At 39.2% G+C, this 20,766-nt stretch carries 18 protein-coding genes; 3 read left to right on the top strand and 15 right to left on the bottom strand.

Annotation, left to right across the window (positions count from 1 at the left end; translation table 11 throughout):
* Positions 1–202: 202 nt before the first annotated feature.
* On the top strand, positions 203–949 hold the full coding sequence (locus GGQ60_RS03465; protein ID WP_183759987.1) for a LytR/AlgR family response regulator transcription factor: 747 nt from the start codon (positions 203–205) through the stop codon (positions 947–949).
* A gap of 236 nt (positions 950–1,185) precedes the next feature.
* Positions 1,186–2,289, top strand: coding sequence for a sensor histidine kinase (locus GGQ60_RS03460; protein ID WP_183759986.1), 1,104 nt, complete (start codon positions 1,186–1,188; stop codon positions 2,287–2,289).
* A gap of 32 nt (positions 2,290–2,321) precedes the next feature.
* On the opposite strand, the gene GGQ60_RS03455 is transcribed toward GGQ60_RS03460, so the two are convergent.
* The 11 genes from GGQ60_RS03455 to GGQ60_RS03405 form a co-directional block, all read right to left on the bottom strand.
* Positions 2,322–3,209, bottom strand: coding sequence for a hypothetical protein (locus GGQ60_RS03455; RefSeq protein WP_221235868.1), 888 nt, complete (start codon positions 3,207–3,209; stop codon positions 2,322–2,324).
* Positions 3,210–3,526: 317 nt separating this feature from the next.
* Positions 3,527–4,522 carry a hypothetical protein gene (locus GGQ60_RS03450; protein ID WP_183759984.1) on the bottom strand — a complete coding sequence of 332 codons (996 nt, stop codon included), beginning with the start codon at positions 4,520–4,522 and terminating at the stop codon, positions 3,527–3,529.
* 1 nt (position 4,523) lies between these two features.
* Complete coding sequence (locus GGQ60_RS03445; RefSeq protein WP_221235867.1) at positions 4,524–6,722, bottom strand: peptidase domain-containing ABC transporter; 2,199 nt, start codon at positions 6,720–6,722, stop codon at positions 4,524–4,526.
* Between the two features lie 91 nt (positions 6,723–6,813).
* Positions 6,814–7,899, bottom strand: coding sequence for a grasp-with-spasm system SPASM domain peptide maturase (gwsS, locus tag GGQ60_RS03440; RefSeq protein WP_183759983.1), 1,086 nt, complete (start codon positions 7,897–7,899; stop codon positions 6,814–6,816).
* A 174-nt stretch (positions 7,900–8,073) separates the two neighbouring features.
* A complete protein-coding gene (gene gwsG, locus GGQ60_RS03435; RefSeq protein ID WP_183759982.1) occupies positions 8,074–9,027 on the bottom strand; it encodes a grasp-with-spasm system ATP-grasp peptide maturase in 954 nt (317 codons plus the stop codon).
* Positions 9,028–9,084: 57 nt separating this feature from the next.
* On the bottom strand, positions 9,085–9,228 hold the full coding sequence (locus GGQ60_RS03430) for a hypothetical protein (RefSeq protein WP_183759981.1): 144 nt from the start codon (positions 9,226–9,228) through the stop codon (positions 9,085–9,087).
* A 120-nt stretch (positions 9,229–9,348) separates the two neighbouring features.
* Positions 9,349–10,227 (bottom strand): hypothetical protein, encoded by an 879-nt coding sequence (locus tag GGQ60_RS03425; RefSeq protein WP_183759980.1) that lies wholly within the window; start codon positions 10,225–10,227, stop codon positions 9,349–9,351.
* A 220-nt stretch (positions 10,228–10,447) separates the two neighbouring features.
* Positions 10,448–13,069 (bottom strand): carboxypeptidase-like regulatory domain-containing protein, encoded by a 2,622-nt coding sequence (locus tag GGQ60_RS03420; RefSeq protein WP_183759979.1) that lies wholly within the window; start codon positions 13,067–13,069, stop codon positions 10,448–10,450.
* Positions 13,070–13,153: 84 nt separating this feature from the next.
* The gene (locus tag GGQ60_RS03415) at positions 13,154–13,963 is read right to left on the bottom strand and encodes a GLPGLI family protein (RefSeq protein WP_183759978.1); all 810 of its coding nucleotides are present in this window, start codon (positions 13,961–13,963) and stop codon (positions 13,154–13,156) included.
* Between the two features lie 32 nt (positions 13,964–13,995).
* Positions 13,996–14,673 (bottom strand): response regulator, encoded by a 678-nt coding sequence (locus GGQ60_RS03410; RefSeq protein WP_183759977.1) that lies wholly within the window; start codon positions 14,671–14,673, stop codon positions 13,996–13,998.
* A gap of 483 nt (positions 14,674–15,156) precedes the next feature.
* Positions 15,157–16,371 (bottom strand): serine hydrolase domain-containing protein, encoded by a 1,215-nt coding sequence (locus GGQ60_RS03405; protein WP_229685079.1) that lies wholly within the window; start codon positions 16,369–16,371, stop codon positions 15,157–15,159.
* 167 nt (positions 16,372–16,538) lie between these two features.
* On the opposite strand from GGQ60_RS03405, the gene GGQ60_RS03400 reads away from it, so the two are divergent.
* Entirely contained in the window at positions 16,539–17,117 is a 579-nt protein-coding gene (locus GGQ60_RS03400) for a helix-turn-helix domain-containing protein (RefSeq protein ID WP_183759976.1), read from the top strand.
* Between the two features lie 203 nt (positions 17,118–17,320).
* On the opposite strand, the gene GGQ60_RS03395 is transcribed toward GGQ60_RS03400, so the two are convergent.
* The 4 genes from GGQ60_RS03395 to GGQ60_RS03380 all read right to left on the bottom strand — a co-directional run bounded on the left by GGQ60_RS03395 (position 17,321) and on the right by GGQ60_RS03380 (position 20,682).
* On the bottom strand, positions 17,321–18,406 hold the full coding sequence (locus GGQ60_RS03395; protein WP_183759975.1) for an alpha/beta hydrolase: 1,086 nt from the start codon (positions 18,404–18,406) through the stop codon (positions 17,321–17,323).
* Positions 18,403–18,789, bottom strand: a complete 387-nt coding sequence (locus tag GGQ60_RS03390) for a DUF4890 domain-containing protein (protein ID WP_183759974.1) — start codon at positions 18,787–18,789, stop codon at positions 18,403–18,405. Before GGQ60_RS03390 ends, GGQ60_RS03395 begins: the two co-directional genes overlap by 4 nt.
* Before the next feature lie 97 nt (positions 18,790–18,886).
* The gene (locus tag GGQ60_RS03385) at positions 18,887–19,666 is read right to left on the bottom strand and encodes a LytR/AlgR family response regulator transcription factor (protein WP_183759973.1); all 780 of its coding nucleotides are present in this window, start codon (positions 19,664–19,666) and stop codon (positions 18,887–18,889) included.
* A complete protein-coding gene (locus tag GGQ60_RS03380) occupies positions 19,663–20,682 on the bottom strand; it encodes a sensor histidine kinase (protein WP_183759972.1) in 1,020 nt (339 codons plus the stop codon). Before GGQ60_RS03380 ends, GGQ60_RS03385 begins: the two co-directional genes overlap by 4 nt.
* Positions 20,683–20,766 lie beyond the last annotated feature (84 nt).

The raw sequence follows: 20,766 nt of genomic DNA, 5'->3' as shown, positions 1-20,766 counted from the left end.
CTGGTTTTTTCTAAAGTTCAAACACTTTCAGATAAATTCTTAGAATAAAGTCCATAATCATTTTTTTGTATCGTGTTTTCCGAAAAAAGAGACCATAAACGCTGTTTATCAGGAAGATAACATCTAAACAACCCCTTTCAGTTGTTTTTATTTTACCTGATATGTAATAAAAATGTTATCTTTAGATTTTAGCGCCCTATAAATGTACACCTGTATTATAATTGATGACGAACCCCATGCTCTTGAGGGTTTAAAAAGCTATATCGAAAAAGTTCCCGAACTGGTATTGGTTAAAGAGTTCACCAGTTCTATTGACGCACTGAGAAATATCCCAAAAATGGAGCCTATTGACCTCGTGTTCCTGGATATAGATATGCCCGATGTATCTGGTCTGGAGTTAGCCAAGCTATTAAAAAAACATATACGAAAACTTATATTTACTACTGCCCATTCTAAATATGGTTATGAAGCCTTTGAAATTAAGGCAAGCGATTACCTGCTAAAACCTTATTCACTGTCAAAATTCCTTTCCGCAGTACAGGATCTCTTCCCTTCTGTTGATTTCAAGGAATATAGAACTGAAAACCAGCATATTGAGGAAAATTTTTTCTTTGTTAAAAGCAAAAGCCATAATTTAAAGTTGGTAAAAATTAGATTTGAAGATATTATCTTAGTAGAAAGTAAGCTGAATTATGTTGATATATTTACCACCGATAAATGTGTAACTACATACATGTCTCTAACAGAAATATCCAAAAGGCTTTCCCCGGAGCGGGGTTTCTTGAAATTCCAACGAAGTTTTATTATTAATAAAACACACATAGACAGTGTTGACGGAAATGAAGTTTTGATGGACAACGGTAAAAAAATAACTGTTGGGCACTATTACAGAAAAGAGTTCAATGATTTTCTATCCAAAAATATATTTAGGCCAAACCGAAAAAATTAACCGTTCTGTCCCTTGAGATCCCCCCTTAAGAACCTGTCATCGTTAGGGTAACCGTCATGGTTGTAGGTTCGGTATTTGTTGGGCGTTCTGTCTTCCTTGACTTAAAGTAAAAAATGGTTCGGGCTTTGAGTTTTATATGTTTCATATCTTTTTTTAAGCAACATACTCAAAGCTTAAGGGGCAAATAAAAATATTATATGTAACGTAGTCAACTCTATTTAGAAAACATCAAACACATGAAAAAGATTATTTCGGAATGGTTCAAAAAAAATTGGATACACGTATTATCATGGTTTTGTTTCTGTTTGTACGAAACAGTGGTGGTCGGGTTGATTTTTGGAATCTATGGAAATCCGATAACATACCTGGCCCACTATACCATTAACATTTGCTTCTTTTATTTAAATGCCAACATTGTACTTCCATGGGCGTTAGCGAATAAAAAAACGGCACTTTACAAGCTTCCGGCCAGCCTACTGAGCTCCATAATCGTATTTATCCTGATTAATTTCATCACAGATTATTTGCTGATCTACCTTGAGATTATAAAAGACCGCGTACCGTTTACCCTTAACCGAGATTATTCTTTGAGAATTCTGTACCGTTGCATTTATTTTCTGGGCTTTTCTACAGGTTACTACTTCTTTCGTAATTATACCCAGGGGAAACGTGAGATCGAGACCCTGGAACGGAACCGGTTGGAAGAAATCATCAGAAATGAGCGGATTACCAATGCCTTATCAAGTGCACAGAATTCGTTTTTAAGAGCACAGATCAATCCTCATTTTCTCTTCAACACATTAAACTTTATTTATCACAATGCATCATCGAACCTCAATGATGCGAGGGCAGCTATCATTGCCCTGTCAGATATTATGAGATATTCTCTTCAGGGTACCGATGAAGGAGGAGATATAGCCCTGCATGATGAAATTGAACAGATGAGAAAGTTACTCTACCTTTACCAGCTAAGACGGGGAAAAATCCTAAATCTGGATCTTACAATAGATCCCCATGTTGGAAACTTAAGGCTAATACCGATGGTACTATTAACGTTGACTGAAAATGTATTTAAGCATGGAAATCTGGAACGCCTGGATCAAAAACCGATCATCGCTGTATACAGGGATATGGATAAGTTAAAAATCTATACCGAAAATCTGGCAAAAAGACAAGAGGAAGCTTCAGGAGGAAATGGTTTAGCCAACATCATGGCACGGCTCAAAAATGCTTATGGCAATGCGGTAACCATAGAGAAACATAAGGATGTAAATGATGTGTTCAGCGTGAATATTGAGATACAGATCAGTGCGCTGGAGCATGACGTCACTTCCGTTTGATAATTCCGTACACTATATTTTTTGTGCATTACCTATTTCAGGTTATACCGTACCCGTACAGATTGTATTGTTTTTTCATCTGCAAGCTTAACCCCACCCTGGCTACCAAAAATCTGATACTTATATTTAATGGCGTAGATACGGTCGATGAGCATTTTAAGATTCAGCTCAGGCAGTTCCTTCGATTCCACCGCCTTGCTGATAACGGGTAAATATTTTTCCATCCGGCCAAGATCCGAATGTTGAATAACGATCCACATCACGTTCTGGTATTTTTCACCCACCATCGATTTTCCAATGTAGGTCTGATATACGTTAAAAAGCGAATCGATACGTTCCTGGTTTTTGATATCCAGTTTTTTTTGTTTTGAAGCTAAGTCTGCATTAGGTATACCGGTGGTTCTGAACTTCTGGTCCTGTTGTAAAATATCTTCAAGCTGTTTTGCAAGCGGAGACTTAGCCGAATGGTCATTTTTTTGAGCGGATAACCCAGCTGCTTTAGGTATACCATTGCACTTACCCAGGTCTGCCATATAACGCTGCCTTATTCTGTCATATATCTTACCCTGGTTAACTTTATCTTTAAAGGCAATAAGATACTCGCAGCTGCCCGGTGCTGAACTGAATTTTTTATAGGCGATGTCAAGTGCATCATCAGGTATATTAAGTGTAAGAAAAGCGAATAATACATTAAAGTAATCTGCCAGATTAAAATTATCAGGATTATCTTTTGTTGCTTTTTTAGTTTCACTCAGGATCATGGAGGCATAATCGAACTTATCCTGAGCAACCCCATTTTTTTTCTGTGGTTTAAATTTCAGGATCTCCTTTTCGAAACCCTCATAGGTAAACCCAGATTGCTGTGCATAAACCGTATTACAGGCTATAAATAATATAACACTCAGCATAATAGTTCTCATTAATGGTATTGAAATTTCCTGCATTGATAAGTTATATAGTGGAACCAACTGATATGATATACAAGGTAAGTTATTTTCTGCATTTTGTGCAATTTAACCAGCTGTGTAAGCAGTTTTTTATACCGGCTCATCACACTACTTATTATCCTGAAACATAAAAAAACATCCCCAATATTAAATCAGGTAGCTTATCTTTCAAAAAATATTTTGAGTATGTTCAGTCTTATGCTGTCATTGGCGTTCCCGTTTTTCGCCTTTTACCTGAACGTTTTTGATTTACCATGACTTGTTAGCCAGCTTGCTCATGCCTTTCTGCACTAAAGATTAAACAGACGCTGGATAAGCTTTTTTTCGCCAATAATAACCTCTGCGGTCCCCGTTAGTGGATGATCGAGGTTAACCACCTCACCGAATGTTGTTTTCAACCCTTTGGTAAAGCTAATATCTACATGAAAACGGCCTGTATTTTCATTCCAGTAAACCTGATGTACCGCCCCCCTTAAAACACCAAAGTCATTATTTGGATAAGCCGGTAAACTAATATTGGCGGTCTGTCCTTTTTTAATTTTTATGGCCACAGGTTGTGTTAATTCCCCGCTAGCTAAAGGATAAGACTGTTTATCTGGATTCAGTTCAATAAGTGTACCGTCGGCCTGTGCACCACCATTTCTAGAAACAATGGTCACACTTGCAGCAACCGGACTGCTGATCACATATTTCGTAACCCAGTTCTTGAGCTTAATTTTCAGTTCTGAATAAGAATGCAATAAATCCGTCAGGTGATGTTTGCTTTTCTCTGCATTAAACATTTCATAACGGTACTGAAATTCGGCAAAAGCAGGTTGAAGGTCTCCTAAATTCAAACCAGGCAATCTTGTACCCGGAAAGCTGAAAGATTCGGAATCATATAAGGTGTTATTGATATTGCTTAAAAGAAGTTTTATATCGGAGGTTTTTGCGCTGTTGCTCTTAACCCCGATCCAATCGCCTGGCTTTACATGGGTACCATTGCCTACTAACAGATCATTGTAATCACCGGGGAGGGTAACCCTGACTAATGGCTGGCTCTGTTTTACCTGAACATTCACCTGAATGATATCGGGATATTTTATCGTATAAGACAGTACCAGAATAGAGAGAATTAAAAAAACAAAAAGGGCATTGCTCCAATTAATAATGCGAGAGGGTATCTGCGAAAGGATTTCCTGGACATTTTCTTCCCTTATTTCCACTTCGGTGGGATTGGCTTTCTTAATTATAATATCACCTGCACCTGGTGGCGCAACCCTAAGGATTTTTTTTTCTTCTGACATATTATTCACCTAATTCCAATTGATTTCTTACCAGTTCAAAATATCCTCCTTTTGCCTTTACCAGCTCATCGTGGGTTCCAACCTCAATTGACCTGCCCTCATTAAGAACGATAATCTGGTGAGCATTTTTTACGGTACTTAATCGGTGTGCAATAACGATCACGGTCTTATTTTCAAAGAAAGAGTTTAAATTTTGCATGATTTTTTTTTCATTATTTGCATCGAGTGCAGAGGTAGCCTCATCAAAAAACAAAAATTTTGGGTCTTTATAAACTGCCCTGGCAATGAGAATTCTTTGTTTCTGGCCGGTGCTTAGCCCCACTCCTTCCATGCCGATTTTGGTATTGAATGAAAGGGGCAGCGTTTCTACAAATTCCTTAATATTAGCCACTTCTAATGCTTTCTTTAATTTTTCTTTATCCACATAATCGGCACCCAGGGCTACGTTATTGGCAATAGAATCGTTGAAAATATATCCCTCCTGCATTACAACGCCACAGTTCGCCCTCCAAGTCTGCTGTGAAATATTGTTGAATGAAACATCGCCCAAAGAAATTTTACCATGTTCAGACTGGTAAAATTTAAGCAGCAGTTTCATTAAAGTTGATTTTCCACTGCCACTGGCCCCCACTATTGCCGTTACTTTGTTTTGCGGAAGAACAAGGTTAAGATCAGTTAAAACCTGCCTGCTTGATCCTATATAGCGGAACGACAGATTTTCTATTCTGATCGGCTCTTCTACCGGAATGGAGGTTACACTATCCAGCTCTGTAGAAAGTTCATCTTTTTTCAGATGGATCTCTGATATCCGTTCAATCGAGATCTTTGCATCTTGAAGCTCCCGAAGAAAGGTAATGATCTGAGCAATCGGAGAATTCAGCTGACCTACGATATAGGTAATTGCAAGCATCATACCCAGCGTAATTTCTCCTTCAATAACCAACTTTGCAGAGAGTACAGTAATCAGGATATTTTTGAGTTCGTTGATAAAAGAGGATCCAACCAACTGATATTGTTCCAAGGCCAGCGTTTTCATCGATATTTTGAAGAGCCGGGCCCTCAGGTACTCCCAGTTCCATCTTTTCTGTTTCTCGGCATTATGCAGCTTTATTTCTTGCATTCCATTAATTAGCTCAATCACTTTGCTCTGCTCCTGGCTCACCTGCGAAAACTTCTTGTAATCGAGATCCCGTCTTTTCTTAAAAAAGAACAATATCCAGGCAAAATACATGATACTGCCTATTATAAAAATGACAAATACGTACTTATTATAAACGGCCAGCACTACCCCAAAAACAATGAGGCTGATGATGGAGAAGAGCACGCTTAAAGAGGATGTGGTGAGCAACTTTTCAACACGGTTATGGTCATTTATACGCTGCAGCATATCACCCGTCATTCTTACATCGAAAAACGAAATGGGCAAACTCATCAGTTTGATAAAAAAATCGGATAGCAGTGATATATTGATTCTGGTACTGAGGTGCAACAATATCCAGCTTCTGAAAATTTCTATCGAGGTTCTTCCCAAAAAAAGGAATAACTGGGCAAATAACATCAGGTAAACAAAATTTATATCCTGGTATTTAATACCAATATCTACAATGCTCTGCGTTAAAAAGGGAAAAATCAGCTGTATAACACTGCCCGCCAATAAGCCGATCAATACATTTGCAATAAAAGACTTGTACTGCGTAAGATAACGGAATATAAAGGAGAAACCGTAATTTTCTGCCCCCTGCTCATCATCATCCTGAAAAAATTTGGGTGTGGTTTCCAACAGCAAGCAAATGCCTTCAGGGGTCTGTTCGTTCGAGTTCAGCCCGATCCATCTGCTTATGAATTCCGACTTTTCATATTTTAGCTTTCCATGCGCTGGATCGGCTACAAAGCAATGATTTTTCTCGATCTTATATAAGACAACAAAATGTGTCCCGTCCCAGTGCACGATACAGGGAAGTGGGGCGGTTTTCAATTTCTCGAAGCTGATTTTAACAGATAAACTCCTAAAACCTATGTTTTCGGCCGCATGAGAAAGGTTTTTCAGGTTACTTCCATTCCGGGTAGTTTCAGAAAGCACCCGGAGTAACTGTATATTAATTATCTTCCCGTAAAATTTGGAAATGATTTTTAGGCATGTTGGCCCACAATCCTTAAAATCTGCCTGTTTGTAAAATGGGAAAGAGTCAATCCACGTCATTTGTTATGATTATAGTTCTGCTCCGCTCCGGAAAGCATGCGCAATGAATGATGTTTTTTGCCTTTAATAAATGCCAAAGGCCAGTTTGTTTTTACTGTAAGCTTATTTCTCCAAAATAATGCCTATAGGCAGCTTGGTTTAAAGGGTTGATGCTCCAGTCGGTCCACTCGCCGATTTGCGGGTCATAGCCACACTTTAAAGGCTTGCTAAGGCCGTCTCCATCTGGATGCTGAACATAGGCCCGGCAATCTGTACAGATATACCTGAATTCGCATGATTTGCAGGTATGCACCTGATCTTTGGTAATTTTCCAGTTTTTTTTATAACCGGGATGAAGCAATACCTGAGAAAGCTTGGTATCTTTTATGTTTCCGAATGATGACGTCATTGAAGGGCAATTTTTAATTTCCCCTCTTTTATCAATAGATATTTTACCATTCAAACATGAATTAAAGTTTAAGGCCTCGGTAAAGGTCTTGATGTTTATGGAGAAGAGCTCTTTTGATATATGCCCGCAATGATGTTCCGAACTGAGGTCTACAGGCGTGAACACCAAATATCTCGAATGTTCAATCCTTTTTATCACCTTTCCGCCAGGCATACCATAAACAATTAAACTGTTGAGGCGTTTATATTTTTTGAAAAGTAAGAGATAATCCGCTTCAGTAGATAATTCGTTGTACCCAACCAGTAACTCCAAACCTATCGAATTCGAGCGCATTGAATTCAAAAAATCTATAATAGACCCCATTTCTTCGATCTGAGCACTTTTGAAGAACCTGATCTGTATGAACTTGCAGTGCAATGAACTTAATTGGTAAAAGATGGATTCGAGTTCAAAAGTACTTTTGTTGTCAATATCTATAATTGCATTGGTAAGCTCAAAAGGTTCATCCCAACTACTATCCAAAACAGGAAAAAGCTCTGGATGATCGGTGGCAAAAACAAACTCTGCGTTTGAAAGCCTGGCAAAATAATCTTCTATTGTTGCATCATAACGGTTTCCATAAAAAGCTTTAATTTCTGCTACCGACTTACCACGGTGATCGGTCAGAATCCTGTACAGATCGTTAGGAATCTGCAAATAACTCTGCCGTTCAAGATCGCACAGGATACTCCTCGTCATCCCCATTACAGGTAGGCAACTGGCATACAATAAATAAATCGGACTGCTCATTGAAAACGTAAAATCTTCGATATGGGTCTATAGAACTGTTGTGGGTTGGTCTTGTTATTCTGATAATGTTCTGCATCAATCATTTCTGTTACCAATGGAGGCTGCAAGCCCTGTTTTATCATTTTTGAGGTATGAAATGTGATGGGAAGAAATGCCTTAATGTCTTCCGTCTTTCTATTTTCCATCTGCTAAAAATTGAGCAATATCCCTTTCGATGTGATAGTTGCAGCTTTCAGAAAGCCAGTGAAATTGCCCCATGGGATTGACTTCCAAGAAATAATATTCATTTTCCTTATTTACGATCAGGTCGAATGATCCCGTATTCATCTCCATCGCAGCCATGAGGTTCCTTAGGTTTTGCTCCACCATTGGGGGCAAATTTACAGGTACACACCTATTGGGCTTTTTATTGTTATAATTTCGATAGTCGATCATTGTCGATTCATCTCCCTGCGAAAAAATAGCCATCGAGTATATCTTGTCACATGCGGCAAAAGACCTAATCTCATATTTCTTTTGTACGTATTTCTGAAGGAATACAGGAACAAATTTTTCTTCAAGTTGCTCAATCATTTTGTCATTCAGTAGTTTAACGCCATCCGAAACGATATGCCCGCCGGCCGACAGGATGTTGACAGGTGCCCGTAGATCCTTTGTAATCACGCACCCATGCTCTTTATAAAATGCAACAAGCTCTTCTTTATTTGACGTTACCAATGTTTGGGGGATCAGAAAGCCATTTTTTGAAGCGAGTACAAGATTTAATAGTTTGTTGTTCAGGCTTTCCTGCGAAATGGAACCAATATAGTTCCTGCCTAAAAGTTTTCTGTACCTGCTCTCAAAAAATTCGCCTAATACGGACGATTCCCTGGTAAAATATCGAAGAAAGGCAGTCCGATCTGGATAATGATCATAGATTTCATCCGGCAGGAAATTCAGGTTACCCCTTCTGTGCCAAACTTTACGCGGCTGATAATACCTGGATTCTACACCATTGTTTGAAACCGAAATCGAAGCTTCGACCCTTTCTTCGTCATTAAGCCGTTTAAATGAGCTTTTTAAATAAACAAGCCATTCGGTAACAAGATCTGTTGATCGGTCAGTCTTTTCGGATAGGATGTAGACCATAAATGAGCGTAGGTAAAGAAGCACCACCTTTAGGTGGTGCTTAATGCTGTGGTTCTTTTAGCTGGCGTAGATTACACGATCTTTTTCAGTATCATAAAAGTCAGTTCCGCTTTCGCCATTTCCTGACCATACTGTTTTTTGTAATTCGCCACCAAAAATCATCTCTTGATTTTCAACTTCAAATGCTTTAAAATTTTCCATGTTTGTTTTTTTTAAAATTTAGGCCTACTCTTTTCAGGATTTTCGGTAACTCCTTTTTGAAATATATTGATCAAATAAATCCGTGATTTAACAGAAAGCCCACATAAGTCAGCTAGCTTTCTAAAAATTTTTCTGGTTGGTTACCAACCTAAACTTTTCTGCGGTTCTCGCTTCCGGATAAACATTCCCATATTTTTTATTAATCATTCCGATAATTTCTGCAGATGCCATCGGTACGCCTTTCTGGGTACCATAATACTGATAACCATAGCTGATCGATGCAATTCTGTCGAGAAGCATCTTAAGGGGAGCGGCAGCCAATTCGCGCGTACGAACTGCTTCAATTATACATGGCAGGTATTTTTCCATGCTCTCCAACGATGAATGCTGGATGATGAGCCACATCACCGTACTGTGCGCTTCCCCAACAAGCGATTTACCTAAATAGGTATTGTATTTTTTATATAGCTCGTCGATAACACTTAAATTTTCCCTATCGAGCAGCTGCTGATATGATCTGTTTTCTACGCTTCCAGTGCGGTATCGCTGATCATTTTCCATCAATCCGTTGAGCAGATCAATGAGTTCACCTTTTCCCTTGTCTCTTCTTTTAGGGACCGGTAAATTTCCACTGCCTTTTAATATCGATGCATTATTTTTTGCATTCAAAGCAGCACATTCGGCTTTAATAACATCATATTCAGTCCGTAGCAAACAATATTCCCATGCATCGAACCCTCCCCCAAGCTCCTCAAAAATCTGTGCAAAATTATTTTCATTTAGTTTTTTGCTCTGGTATAAATATTCTTTTGCAGAAACAGCATCTGTTTTTAGCCTCACCAATGCCACTGCGATATTCCAATAATCGGCATAGTTAAAAACCCCTTGATCAGATTTAACCTTCTGGTAAGTTTCTCCCAATATGGAAATTCCATAACTGTAATCAGATGCACTTACATCTGCGCTCTGCTTTGGAAAATAGTCTAACCTGGGTTTCATTATTTATGCGATTTAGAGATAAAATAAACTTAAATAGACAAAGCGTTTTTAAATTTCGTACCTTGGGATTAACGGCTTTGCTGTTTAATAAAATTAACCCTTTCTGCTAAAAAGCGTGTACAAAAAACCTTACAATTGGTAAGGTAAAACCATCATATTTTCGCCTTCAAGAGCAAATTATTAAATGCTAAAGCAGACGTAAACTACAAGAAAAGTTAGTTTAAAGACGATAATTTAGCGATAGTGTAAAATACCTCGGCTGAATGATAAAATCAGATACGGCGGTGTAATTCTCCGTAAATGAATTTGCAGTAATATTTTTAGTGTTCAATAAATTGAGTACAGAAGCCTTCAACTCCAAACGGCTGTTTTTTCTTTTGTAATAGAGACTGCTATTCCAAAAAGCATATTTCATTGCCTGGTTTTGGTCGGTGCCATTCTGAAAATAATACCGGAAATCGGAGGTAAGGATAAACTCTTTTAAGATCGTTACTTCCACGTTAGCAAACGGCTGATTGATAACATGTAACTGCCGGTTAAAAGCCGCTGAGAAATAATGGTTAATATTGGTCTCAAATCCAACCTCAACTACAGGTAAATCTTTTAAGGTACTTTCTATCGAAACCTTGTAGTTTTGCATAAAAGAACTATTCTGAATAATGCTTTCTGATAAAATATTCTTAAAGCGCAGATAGGAAAGTGTGGCAGAAAACTTGGTTTTGAAAAAAGGGAACCGCCTATCGTTTGTAATGTAGGCGGTAGTAATCTCATTGGGATTCCTTAGGTTGAAAGGCGACATTACCGAGGTAAAATCATTGTACGCTAAGATATTGTTAACCTCGTTATATTTCCGCTGATAAGAAATGAGTGCATACAGGTAACTATAATGATAAGTATCGAAATTGTAATAATCTAAATTTACACGGTGTATTACCGGATTAAAGAGATTCGTATTGCCCTTAAACAGCGCATTATAGCTTTCGATGGTATAAGCCTGCGCATAATACTGTACATCCAGAAACTCTGTACCCAGGTTATAATTCAAGGTAAGGATACTTGCTTTTTTTATTTCATATTTAATTTTTAGGCTGGGCTGAACCAATAGCTCAGTATAGTCGTTATCTGATGGAGAAAAGGCGCTGAGCCTGTAGCCATGTACATAAATAGCCGGGTTTATGGTTAACTTATTGATTAAAGCCTTAAAACCTACACCGGCATAAGAATCAGTTAAATGATACCTTAATTGGTTATTATACCTGGGGTCAGCAAGAACACTGTCTGCACTGCCAAGGCTAATGCCAGAAACATACTCTTGGCGATTTGATTCGAAGCCTGCAACAAAATCAAGCTGTCTTTTTTTATTGATCAGGTAATAATATTTTAACGCAGCCGAAAAAATATTGGTATTGATGCTTTTATTTTGGAAATAATCATTTTGGTTCAATCCCAAATCGCCAAATGGGATGGGTTCGCTAGAGGATAAGCCAAAAAGATTCTCCTGTTTTTGATGTCGTTGAGATAAGGTCACATTAAAGATATTTTTGCTGTCTTTCGAATAATATGCCTTGAGATCCTGGTTCACGCTGAATGGCTTTTTGTCTCTTTGTGTTCCCAGTTTCCGTTCGGTAGCAGAAAAACTTGAGTTGTTCAGGCCACCTTCCCTTAACCCGTTACTGTTCATCAGTAAATTATATTCTATATTGGTAAATTTACCAAGTGTAGCTACAGCATTAATTTTTGCAATATCTGCCCTATTTTTCTGGTTAATTTCTGCTGTTAAAACCTCTACATTATCTGCCTGGTTGCTGATATATGTCTTTACATTCCTTGAAATGATTTCATAATTTACTGCAGAATGAATGTAGAAACCCGAGAGCTTGATTGTTTTCGAGGGCGCTACAGAAAAATTTAAACCCGCCAATCCTGCTTCGGCTCCAGCCGATTTATTCTGTACCAGTGTGGCAAAGCCGAGGGCATCAGATGATAAGCGAAAAGAAGATTGCCCTGTTGGCCCTGTAAAGCCTCCGTTGAATTTAAAATAGTCTTTTAAAGTAAGTATGGGCTGTCCTATATTATTGGCATCTGCAATAAGGTTAAAGCTTGCCTTCTGATTAAACACTGACATATTGGTATGCGCCAGGTATCTCGATTTGGGGCCAAATCCTAAATCGGCGTTTCCAAAAACAATATTCTTTTTCCCCTTTTTTAAGCCTACATCAATCGTTAGTGCTTCATTTTCGCCGAAACCTAATCTTGGAGAGAAGTCTCCCTGGCTATTAATAAGATTAATCTTATCGATTACATTGGCCGGTATATTCTGGGAAGCGATTTTGGTATCGCCAGAAAAAAAGTCCTGACCATTCACCGTAATTTTGTCAACTTTTTTACCCTTTACCATCACCTGGCCTTCTCCGTCTACCTCAAAACCCGGTAGTTTTTTAAAAACATCAACTAATTTACGTTCATTACCATTCGTAAAAGATCCGGTATTGTAGGATATGGTATCGCCAGAGATTTTTATCGGCATCGTAATCTTTACCTCGTCAAGATTCGATACGTTTGAGGCTAAAACAATGTTTTTAGGTAAGGTAGTGCCTTTCAAAATTCTTTCGCTATATGGAAAATATCCCATTAAACTCACTTTCAAAAGATAGGAACTATCGGGGTTTATCTGCAATTTATATTTACCCGCAGCATTGGAAGTGGTGTAAGATAAAGCTATTGTGCCCAGTTTATTGTATAGCATTACATTGGCGAGCTCGAGCGGTTTTCCCAAACTGTCTTGAACTGTTCCCTCAAACACTGCCTTTTGTTGCCCTAATACGTTAAAAAAAACGAACAATAAGCTAACTGTTGTAAAAAAAAACTTTATCTGCCATCTGGCAATGCCGCAGCATAGCACCTGAGTTAACATGATCCGACTTTGTTATTGGCCAGTCTTTTTCCGGTTATCCCTGTACATTTCCTGCATTTCATTTACTTTTTTTTCATAAATCTCGTCGAATTTACCCTGACTTACCTTCTGACCCTTCTTAGGCTTTTCTATTTTTGCCTCTGTTTTATCATTCAGTACAATTTCCGAGCAGAGCAGGGTCAATCGGCCATCGCTTATCTCTAAAATTAACCCGGGTAAGCCCCAATACAGTGCAGGGCCATTATTAACAGGAATGGAGGGAGCATACCAGGCCGTAACATTGGTTTTTATTTTTTTTTCTTTCGCGGTTATTTTTCCCTGTTCATCAGCCACATTTGTAGTTACTTTCCTTTCTAAATAAGCAGTGGCCTTGTAACAGGTAATCCCCCCTATTTGCTTAGTTTCTTCAGTTAATTTCCAGGGCAGGCTAACCAATGTATCTTCTATCAGGAATAATTTGCCAAAACCATCCCTTGACTCAGCGAAAACTTTATTCCTCATATCTTTATAAATACCACCTTCGGTACCCGATCCTATGCCGATGACATCAATTTTACCCGTTTGGCTGGCATTTTCCAGTTCTTTTATTTCCTTATAAACCGATTCATAACGGTTGAAATTTAGCAGATATTCTTTTTGCATTGATTTTCTGATCAATGTATTAAGATCTTTTTGATCTGCACTGCCCGCTTTTGTCGTATCAATTCTGGTGGTGATGTTCGAGCTGCTTTTATAAATGGCCCTACCTGAGGTCTGTGCCCGGGTAAAAGAAAAAATACAAGCACAGAAAAAGCATAATAGTGATAATTTTTGAAAATACATATGTAAGGGATTATGACTTTAGCCAACGTTAATTATAAGAATCCTCTATCACGCGCGGTTAATAAAAGTTCTCTGTCCGAACCATCTTTAAGATTTAAGGCAATTTTAAGGTTTCTTTTTCTCTTTTCAATTCCGGCAATAGATAAAGGAAGAATTTTAGGAAGATCTTTCATTTTAGTGCCCAGAGAAAGCTCATAGAGTAATTGCCTGTTTATCTTATCGATGGTAAAATCGCTTGTAAGCTGTTGCCGCATGTAAAGGATAACAGATTTACTGTAGTAAGGTACACCATCAAGAATGCTGCTTATTGCCAAGCTGGTCTGGGCCGAAGTAACGTCCTTTTTGATAAGGAAGCCTTCGGGATTTAATTTTTTAAAAATTTTATCGATCTCGTAATTCTGCAGGGAGGAAGCAGAAATAATGAGCTTGGATTGAGGAGATACCTTCCTGATCTTTAGCCCCAGTTCTTCAGCAGAATTAATCTTATTGCCTGTTTCCGAAAAGAGGTTTAAATCTAAAATAATAATATCAATTGGGTTTATTTGCGACTTCTTTATCAAATCAAAAGCATAGTCGTAATTTGCAGCGATGTCTGTTTGAAAGGCCACCCTGCTTTCTTTCAGAAATACATTATTTAAAGCATTTTTATAGGATTCGACTATTAGCGGCTGATCTTCGATAAACAGGACATGGTATTTATTTTTCTCCATAATAAATCTTTGCTAAATTGTTTAACAAAGTAAAAAATGTAGCTTTCAATGGAATACGAATTATATATAATGCTGCAATTGTTATATATAAATATTAAAAAACAGGAAATAGATATAACGCCATTTTAGGGTTTGCCAGCAAACCCTAAAATGGCCGGGCGACAAGCCGTTTGATCCTGTTTTATAATCAGGGCGGCCAATCAGCAGAACTCAAAACGACCTAACAACTAAAATCCGGAGGATTATGCACTGATTAGGATTATAATAGGCGACCTCATTAGTTAAATTGCGTCTTAACGGATACCATTCTTCCGAAAATTAGCGCAGCATGATCTATAAAATACACCCGCTAACAAACTATAATTTCTTTAAAAAATTTTGTGAACTACATGCTCAACAAACAGCTGTCAGTTCAATAATTTTGCCCATGGCCTCATCTACCTTTCATTTTCCGCAATCAATATAAATTTGTATAACCCGGATTTAATAAGGATGATACCCGTTCCATTTCCAGGGAATGCAGGTTTTCCCTAGCAGCTTCTCTATTACGGGTTGAAAGATCGTTTCTCCATTTTCACTATTGGTCATCAAAATAATCGAAATGCCTTTATCTCGAAAATTAATGTTGTAATTTCGCCAGGAGCCACCGTTTCCTTCTTTAAAAAAGGCCCTGCCATACGCCGGGCAATTAATTAATCCCCAGCCTAAACCATAAGATAACTGAATAGCATCATTTTCGGTGGTGATCTCCTGGGTAATTGGCGGAAACTGGGTGACCGAATGGATCGCAATCTGTGGCGATAACATCGTATCATAACTTTTCTTACTGAGCGCCCTACGCTGCATCACCTGTTGGATAAACTTAGCATAATCGGCTATCGTTGTCACCAGGCTTCCACCTGCTACGGCCTCTTTCCGCTTTCTCTTTACATCAATGCTACCATCATTCAGGTGGCCAACTGCCACATTATCATCCCCAAACGATTCATACCAGATATAGCCGGTCCGCTTCATATTTAAGGGTTCAAATATTTTCTCCTTTGCCAGCTGGTGAATTTTCGTATTTGTGATCTCTTCCACAACCATTTGCAGCAAGCGAAAGCCCTCTCCTGAATAAGCGTACTTACTTCCGGGGGTAAAATAAATTTTCATTACCCCTACAGAATCCTCGGCATTGGTAATGGGGTTAAAATACCTCACATTCGGCAGACCAGTGGTATGGCTCAGGCACATTCTTGCGGTTATTTGTTTCCAGCGATCGTCGTCTTTTAAATCGGCAAAATACTTATAGCTGGCAATCGGCTGCTTCAGATAGTGATAAAGTGGCGTATCCAATTCCAGTACCTTTTCGCCTACCAGTTTCATGATCAGGTAGCCAAACACTGCTTTACTGAAAGAGGCGCCGTACACGATGGTTGCCGTATCTGCCAGGGCATTTTTTGGCTTGTTCCTAAAACCGTACGATTGCACGTAGGCAATTTTGTTGTTATTTAATATGGCCAGATTAACGCCCTGTACTTTAGCGGCTTCCATTGCACTTTTAATAAATGTATCAATCTCGGCAGTTGTTATTTTGCCTCCATCTAATTTTGTAATGTGCCTGGTTTGCCCATAGCCATGCATGCCCACGAGCATAAGGCTTAGCCAAATAAGTACCCTTACCGGGGTGAATGATTTTTTGGATCCGGAGATTTTCATATCGCGTAATTTTGGATATAAATATCAGGCGAACTTATAAAAGGTACAACGACATCTGCACGACATCTGGCAGACAAATGGTTGCGATGGTCAGGATTTCCAGCTTCTTCCCTGGTTTTTCAATAAAATATCCTTTATTTACCCTGTAAATACTGTATATTTATCTAATGAAGCCTGTCATTTCAAGTCATCTAGCAAAATACCGTAAATTAAAAGGAATGACACAGGATGAATTGGCCGAACTTTCAGGGCTTACTTCCCGAACCATTCAGCGGATTGAGAGCGGTCAGGTAATGCCCCAAATGCATACGCTTAAATTACTGGCAAAATGTTTAGACATCGAGCCCGAAAAAATTATAAGCATCCCTGATACTGATACCGTAGTAACCGGCAAGCCGCAACAGGCACCTAGCGGAATTTTAGCCGCTATGCACATTTTACCACTTATCGGTATTTTTATCCCCCTGGCAAATGTGCTTACATCAGCAGCATTCTGGCTTCTGAAGAAAGACCAGGAAGAAATTTTTGATCGGCAAGGCCGTATTATCTTAAACTTTCAGATCACCATCTCAATCGTGGCAGGCCTGGCTATGATTACCATGGTGCTTTATTTTCCTGTGGGCTTTCCTTTACTCATGAGCTGCTACCTGATGGCCATATTATCAGCTGCATACAACATGATCCGTGTACTGAAAAGAAAGGACATTTCTTATCCTTTGAGTGTCAGGTTCTTGAAAACCAGGTAAGCTCAGTTTGCCGGTATTACGGCTCACGCCCCGGGTTGGGCATTTCCGCAATTCCATGAAGTTAAGGTTTTAACCACAGATGCACACCGATATAAAAATCGGTGTACATCCTTTTTACTGTGGTTAATTGATGCTTATTCGCAACGAGCGCTTAACTTAATAACAATAACATGGAGCATTTCCGGCAAATCGCCTGGCTTTAATTAATTACAATAGGCAATTCGTGGATTGGTGCTGTCTCCGCATTGAAACTGGTATTTCCCTTGCGGGTATTTCGGTATGGGATTATCTGTAACCTCAAGCGGAGCCATTGCTTGCCCGTTATAAGAGGGCATGCTAATTTGTGCAGCAGAACCATTACCTAAAGCAACATTTTTGGCATTGCTGTTTCCATTGAAACTGTAATCCATCATGGCATCCAAAAGGCGGTACACACCATAATAGTCCAACGCATCGAAAGCTTTGCGTGAACCCGGCATCGCATGGTCGGTTACATAATTGTATCCATTAACAGTAGATGATCTGAAATAAATAAAATCTTTTTCAGCATTAGAAATATTAATGTTTTTAAAGATATCGATGGCCAACCGGTGATCGTTTACATCATCTTCGTCATAAACCTGGGTGATCATTCTGGTATTGGCCGGGAAACTCTGCAATTGCTGTTGGGTGCTTAATGGACTGTTCCAGTTAAAAGAATACCAGGGAGCCATCGTAAAAAGAAAACGCCCGTTCTGCCCCCAGCCTTTTTCTGTAAATGCCTTATAGGCAAGGTCGATACTTGCTCCACCACCAAAAGAATGCCCCATAAAACCTACTTTCTGAGTATCGATAATGTTGGGATAATCTGTTGCAGCTTTTATAAATCCCTCCCATAAAGTTTGGTAGCGGTGATCAACACTGACATCAATCGTGCGGTAAGGAACAAACACCACTACGAAGCCTTTTCTTGCAATAAATTTATACAACTCTATATTGTAATCTTTATCCTCCCCTCCAAACGGGTGCGAAAAGAATATGGCAGGTTTGGGAGAAGTGATGCCCTTAGGGTAGAAAATGGAGACCTGCGTTCCACTATATTGTGGATTACTGAAGTCAATTTCTGCCACTTCGTAACTTCCGTCCGAACCATATCCTGTGGCAGGCTTTTGAATCGGTCCCTGAAGGATATTGGTAGCCGTTGTTTGCGGAGAAGGGATTTCATCAGTATCATATTTACTTTCAGAACATGCCGAAGTGGTCATAAACATAATCATTACCACTACCCGGGTATACAATAGTTTTCTCATTTTCTTTTCTCTTTGATATTTTGAATCAGCTGACCTTTAATTTCCTGGTATTTTTGGTATTGCCCTGCATCCAGAATTTGGCTTAGGGCCTTAGATTTTTCTTTCTGTAAAGCCGCCAGTTTTTTGAATTTAGCAAGTTTACTTTCAGTACTTTGCAGAATGGGGTCATTCTTTCGGGCATACTGGAGATTAAGGGCAGAAACCTGCTGAACCTGTGAGGCATTTAAGGTCAATTGGCTTGTCATCCACTCTGTCAGCATCCTGGCACGCTGTTCGGGCGTACTATCTTTTAATTTATTTACTTGTGCCCTTACCTGGGTAAAGGCTAAACATAAAAATACAGCAACAAGTAGTGGCCATTGTTTTGATTTTAAAAGCATCATGTCAAATTTTAATTTTTAATGTAACAAATGTAACAAGACCGCTTATTTCCTTTAAGATAAAAAAGGGTGAGCCTGCTAAATTCAGGGGTGAAATTCGTCATTGATCCAGCCATTTTCTAAAATGCATCGCTTTAGCTTTACTAACCAGTACCTGCTCATGGGCGGATGGGTGGATGTTGACAAGCAACCTACCATTAAAAAAATATTCTACAGCGTTTACGGCATTTTTATTGATCACAAATTGGCGGTTAGCCCTGAAAAATATGGCGGGGTCAAGTTCATGTTCCAGTTGTTCCAGCGTAAATTCTACTACATATTGCTTTCCATCAGCGGTGTGTGCATATACGATCTCGTGTTCGGTGTGGAACCAATGGATTTTAACCGCTTCTACCGGGATCAGCCTGCCGCAGTAATGAATCAGGAAAGATTTTTTGTACGGCTTTGTGGTATAGCGGAACTCCTGCAGCAGAGGCGCTGTTTCAGCTAGCTCACTTTTAATATCAGCTGCAATAAGGGTATTGTATTTATGTAAAGTCCGCTGTATTTCTTCCCGGTCAAAAGGTTTTAAAACATAATCGATACCATTGTTACGAAAGGCCTCAATAGCATAATCATGATAGGCCGTAACAAAAATAACGGGTTTCCTGATGCTTACCTGTCTGAAAATATCAAACGATACCCCATCAGAAAGCCTGATGTCTGAAAATATCAGATCGTAGGAACGGTTCGTTGAGGTAAACCAATCTATTGCTTCGCTTATGCTTTGCAGCGTTGCAATAACCTTAGTGTCAGGATCGATTTCCTGCAGGATATATTCCAGATTTCTTGCCGTAGCTGCTTCATCTTCAATAATTACAATGTGTAAATTTCTTTTCATACTAATGGCAGCTTTACGATGAAATATGCTGTGGTCTGCTGAATTTCGATCTCCTGATGGAGTTGCAGTTTATAACGTTCATTCAGGTTGGCAAGCCCAAGTCCGGTTCCTTCTGCTTCACTGGTAACGGGCTGCAGGTTATTCCGGGTAATCAGCCATTCATTTTCTTCATAAATCTCTACCGTTAAAGGTTCTGTGCGTGTAGCCCTGTTATGTTTAACGGCATTTTCGACCAGGGCTTGCAACGATAAATGAAGTACCTGCCTGCCAATCAGGTCCTGGCTGATATTAATATGGACCTGAACCGTACTTTCCAGCCGCATTTTCACCAGCTGAACATAAGACTTCAAATGTTCAAGCTCTTTCTCCAGCGTGACCAGGTTGTTACCTGAACCAACCAGCGTATACCGGAAGATTTTGGAAAGATGGAGAATATAGTTTTGAGCCAGGCTTGGATTTTCTCTCACGATAGCCGAAAGGCTGCTCAGTGTGTTGAATAGAAAATGCGGGTTAAGCTGCTCCTGAAGCAGTTGCAGCTGCGCTTTAAGGTAGGCCGAATGAAGCTGTTCGTTAATCAGGTCTTTATTTCTGCCTTCGCGTATCAGCAGAACGAGGCGGATCACTACAGCGATCATAATACTGCTGAGTAAAAACCGGGCAAAATAGCCCCTTATCCTTCCGCCCGGAAGCTGGGGCATTCCAAAAAACATAGAATGGAGCAGACTTCCCAACACTATGGCTGCCACAACCACCAGGGCATTGAATGCATAGAGTTTCCAGTATTGTTTGTTCGCCCGAAGTACACTCAAAAACTTACCCTCAGCAAGATTGAGATGCAGTAATAAAAGGCAGAACATCATATTATACAAAAACTGAAAACCGTATTCCCCGATATTAAACTGCCAGTAACGGGCAATAATCCCCTCGCTGTTAAGGGCCATCAGTTTTGCAGAATTCACTACGAGTGTAATCAGAAAGGCACTGTAGAAGTATAGCTTTCTCTCATTCTTGTTCATTGGTACAAAGAAAGCGAAATATTAAAACCGATGCTATACAAAATGGTTGAAGCGGTAAAAGTTGCGGTCGAAATGACGCGCCCG

This window comes from Pedobacter zeae (assembly GCF_014196715.1).
GTDB classification, from domain to species: Bacteria; Bacteroidota; Bacteroidia; order Sphingobacteriales; family Sphingobacteriaceae; genus Pedobacter; species Pedobacter zeae.
Note: the sequence above shows the minus strand (reverse complement) of the source record. Positions and strands in the feature narration are given on the sequence as shown.

Bases quoted from the DNA above. Each gene is read 5' to 3' on its own strand.
- GGQ60_RS03425 (WP_183759980.1), bottom strand. From the start codon at position 10,227: ATGAAACCCAGGTTAGACTATTTTCCAAAGCAGAGCGCAGATGTAAGT.
- GGQ60_RS03390 (WP_183759974.1), bottom strand. From the start codon at position 18,789: ATGATGCTTTTAAAATCAAAACAATGGCCACTACTTGTTGCTGTATTT.
- GGQ60_RS03415 (WP_183759978.1), bottom strand. From the start codon at position 13,963: ATGTATTTTCAAAAATTATCACTATTATGCTTTTTCTGTGCTTGTATT.
- GGQ60_RS03460 (WP_183759986.1), top strand. From the start codon at position 1,186: ATGAAAAAGATTATTTCGGAATGGTTCAAAAAAAATTGGATACACGTA.
- GGQ60_RS03400 (WP_183759976.1), top strand. From the start codon at position 16,539: ATGAAGCCTGTCATTTCAAGTCATCTAGCAAAATACCGTAAATTAAAA.
- GGQ60_RS03410 (WP_183759977.1), bottom strand. From the start codon at position 14,673: ATGGAGAAAAATAAATACCATGTCCTGTTTATCGAAGATCAGCCGCTA.
- GGQ60_RS03380 (WP_183759972.1), bottom strand. From the start codon at position 20,682: ATGAACAAGAATGAGAGAAAGCTATACTTCTACAGTGCCTTTCTGATT.
- GGQ60_RS03405 (WP_229685079.1), bottom strand. From the start codon at position 16,371: ATGAAAATCTCCGGATCCAAAAAATCATTCACCCCGGTAAGGGTACTT.
- GGQ60_RS03450 (WP_183759984.1), bottom strand. From the start codon at position 4,522: ATGTCAGAAGAAAAAAAAATCCTTAGGGTTGCGCCACCAGGTGCAGGT.
- GGQ60_RS03395 (WP_183759975.1), bottom strand. From the start codon at position 18,406: ATGAGAAAACTATTGTATACCCGGGTAGTGGTAATGATTATGTTTATG.
- gwsS (WP_183759983.1), bottom strand. From the start codon at position 7,899: ATGAGCAGTCCGATTTATTTATTGTATGCCAGTTGCCTACCTGTAATG.
- gwsG (WP_183759982.1), bottom strand. From the start codon at position 9,027: ATGGTCTACATCCTATCCGAAAAGACTGACCGATCAACAGATCTTGTT.
- GGQ60_RS03455 (WP_221235868.1), bottom strand. From the start codon at position 3,209: ATGAGAACTATTATGCTGAGTGTTATATTATTTATAGCCTGTAATACG.
- GGQ60_RS03430 (WP_183759981.1), bottom strand. From the start codon at position 9,228: ATGGAAAATTTTAAAGCATTTGAAGTTGAAAATCAAGAGATGATTTTT.
- GGQ60_RS03445 (WP_221235867.1), bottom strand. From the start codon at position 6,722: ATGACGTGGATTGACTCTTTCCCATTTTACAAACAGGCAGATTTTAAG.
- GGQ60_RS03385 (WP_183759973.1), bottom strand. From the start codon at position 19,666: ATGAAAAGAAATTTACACATTGTAATTATTGAAGATGAAGCAGCTACG.
- GGQ60_RS03465 (WP_183759987.1), top strand. From the start codon at position 203: ATGTACACCTGTATTATAATTGATGACGAACCCCATGCTCTTGAGGGT.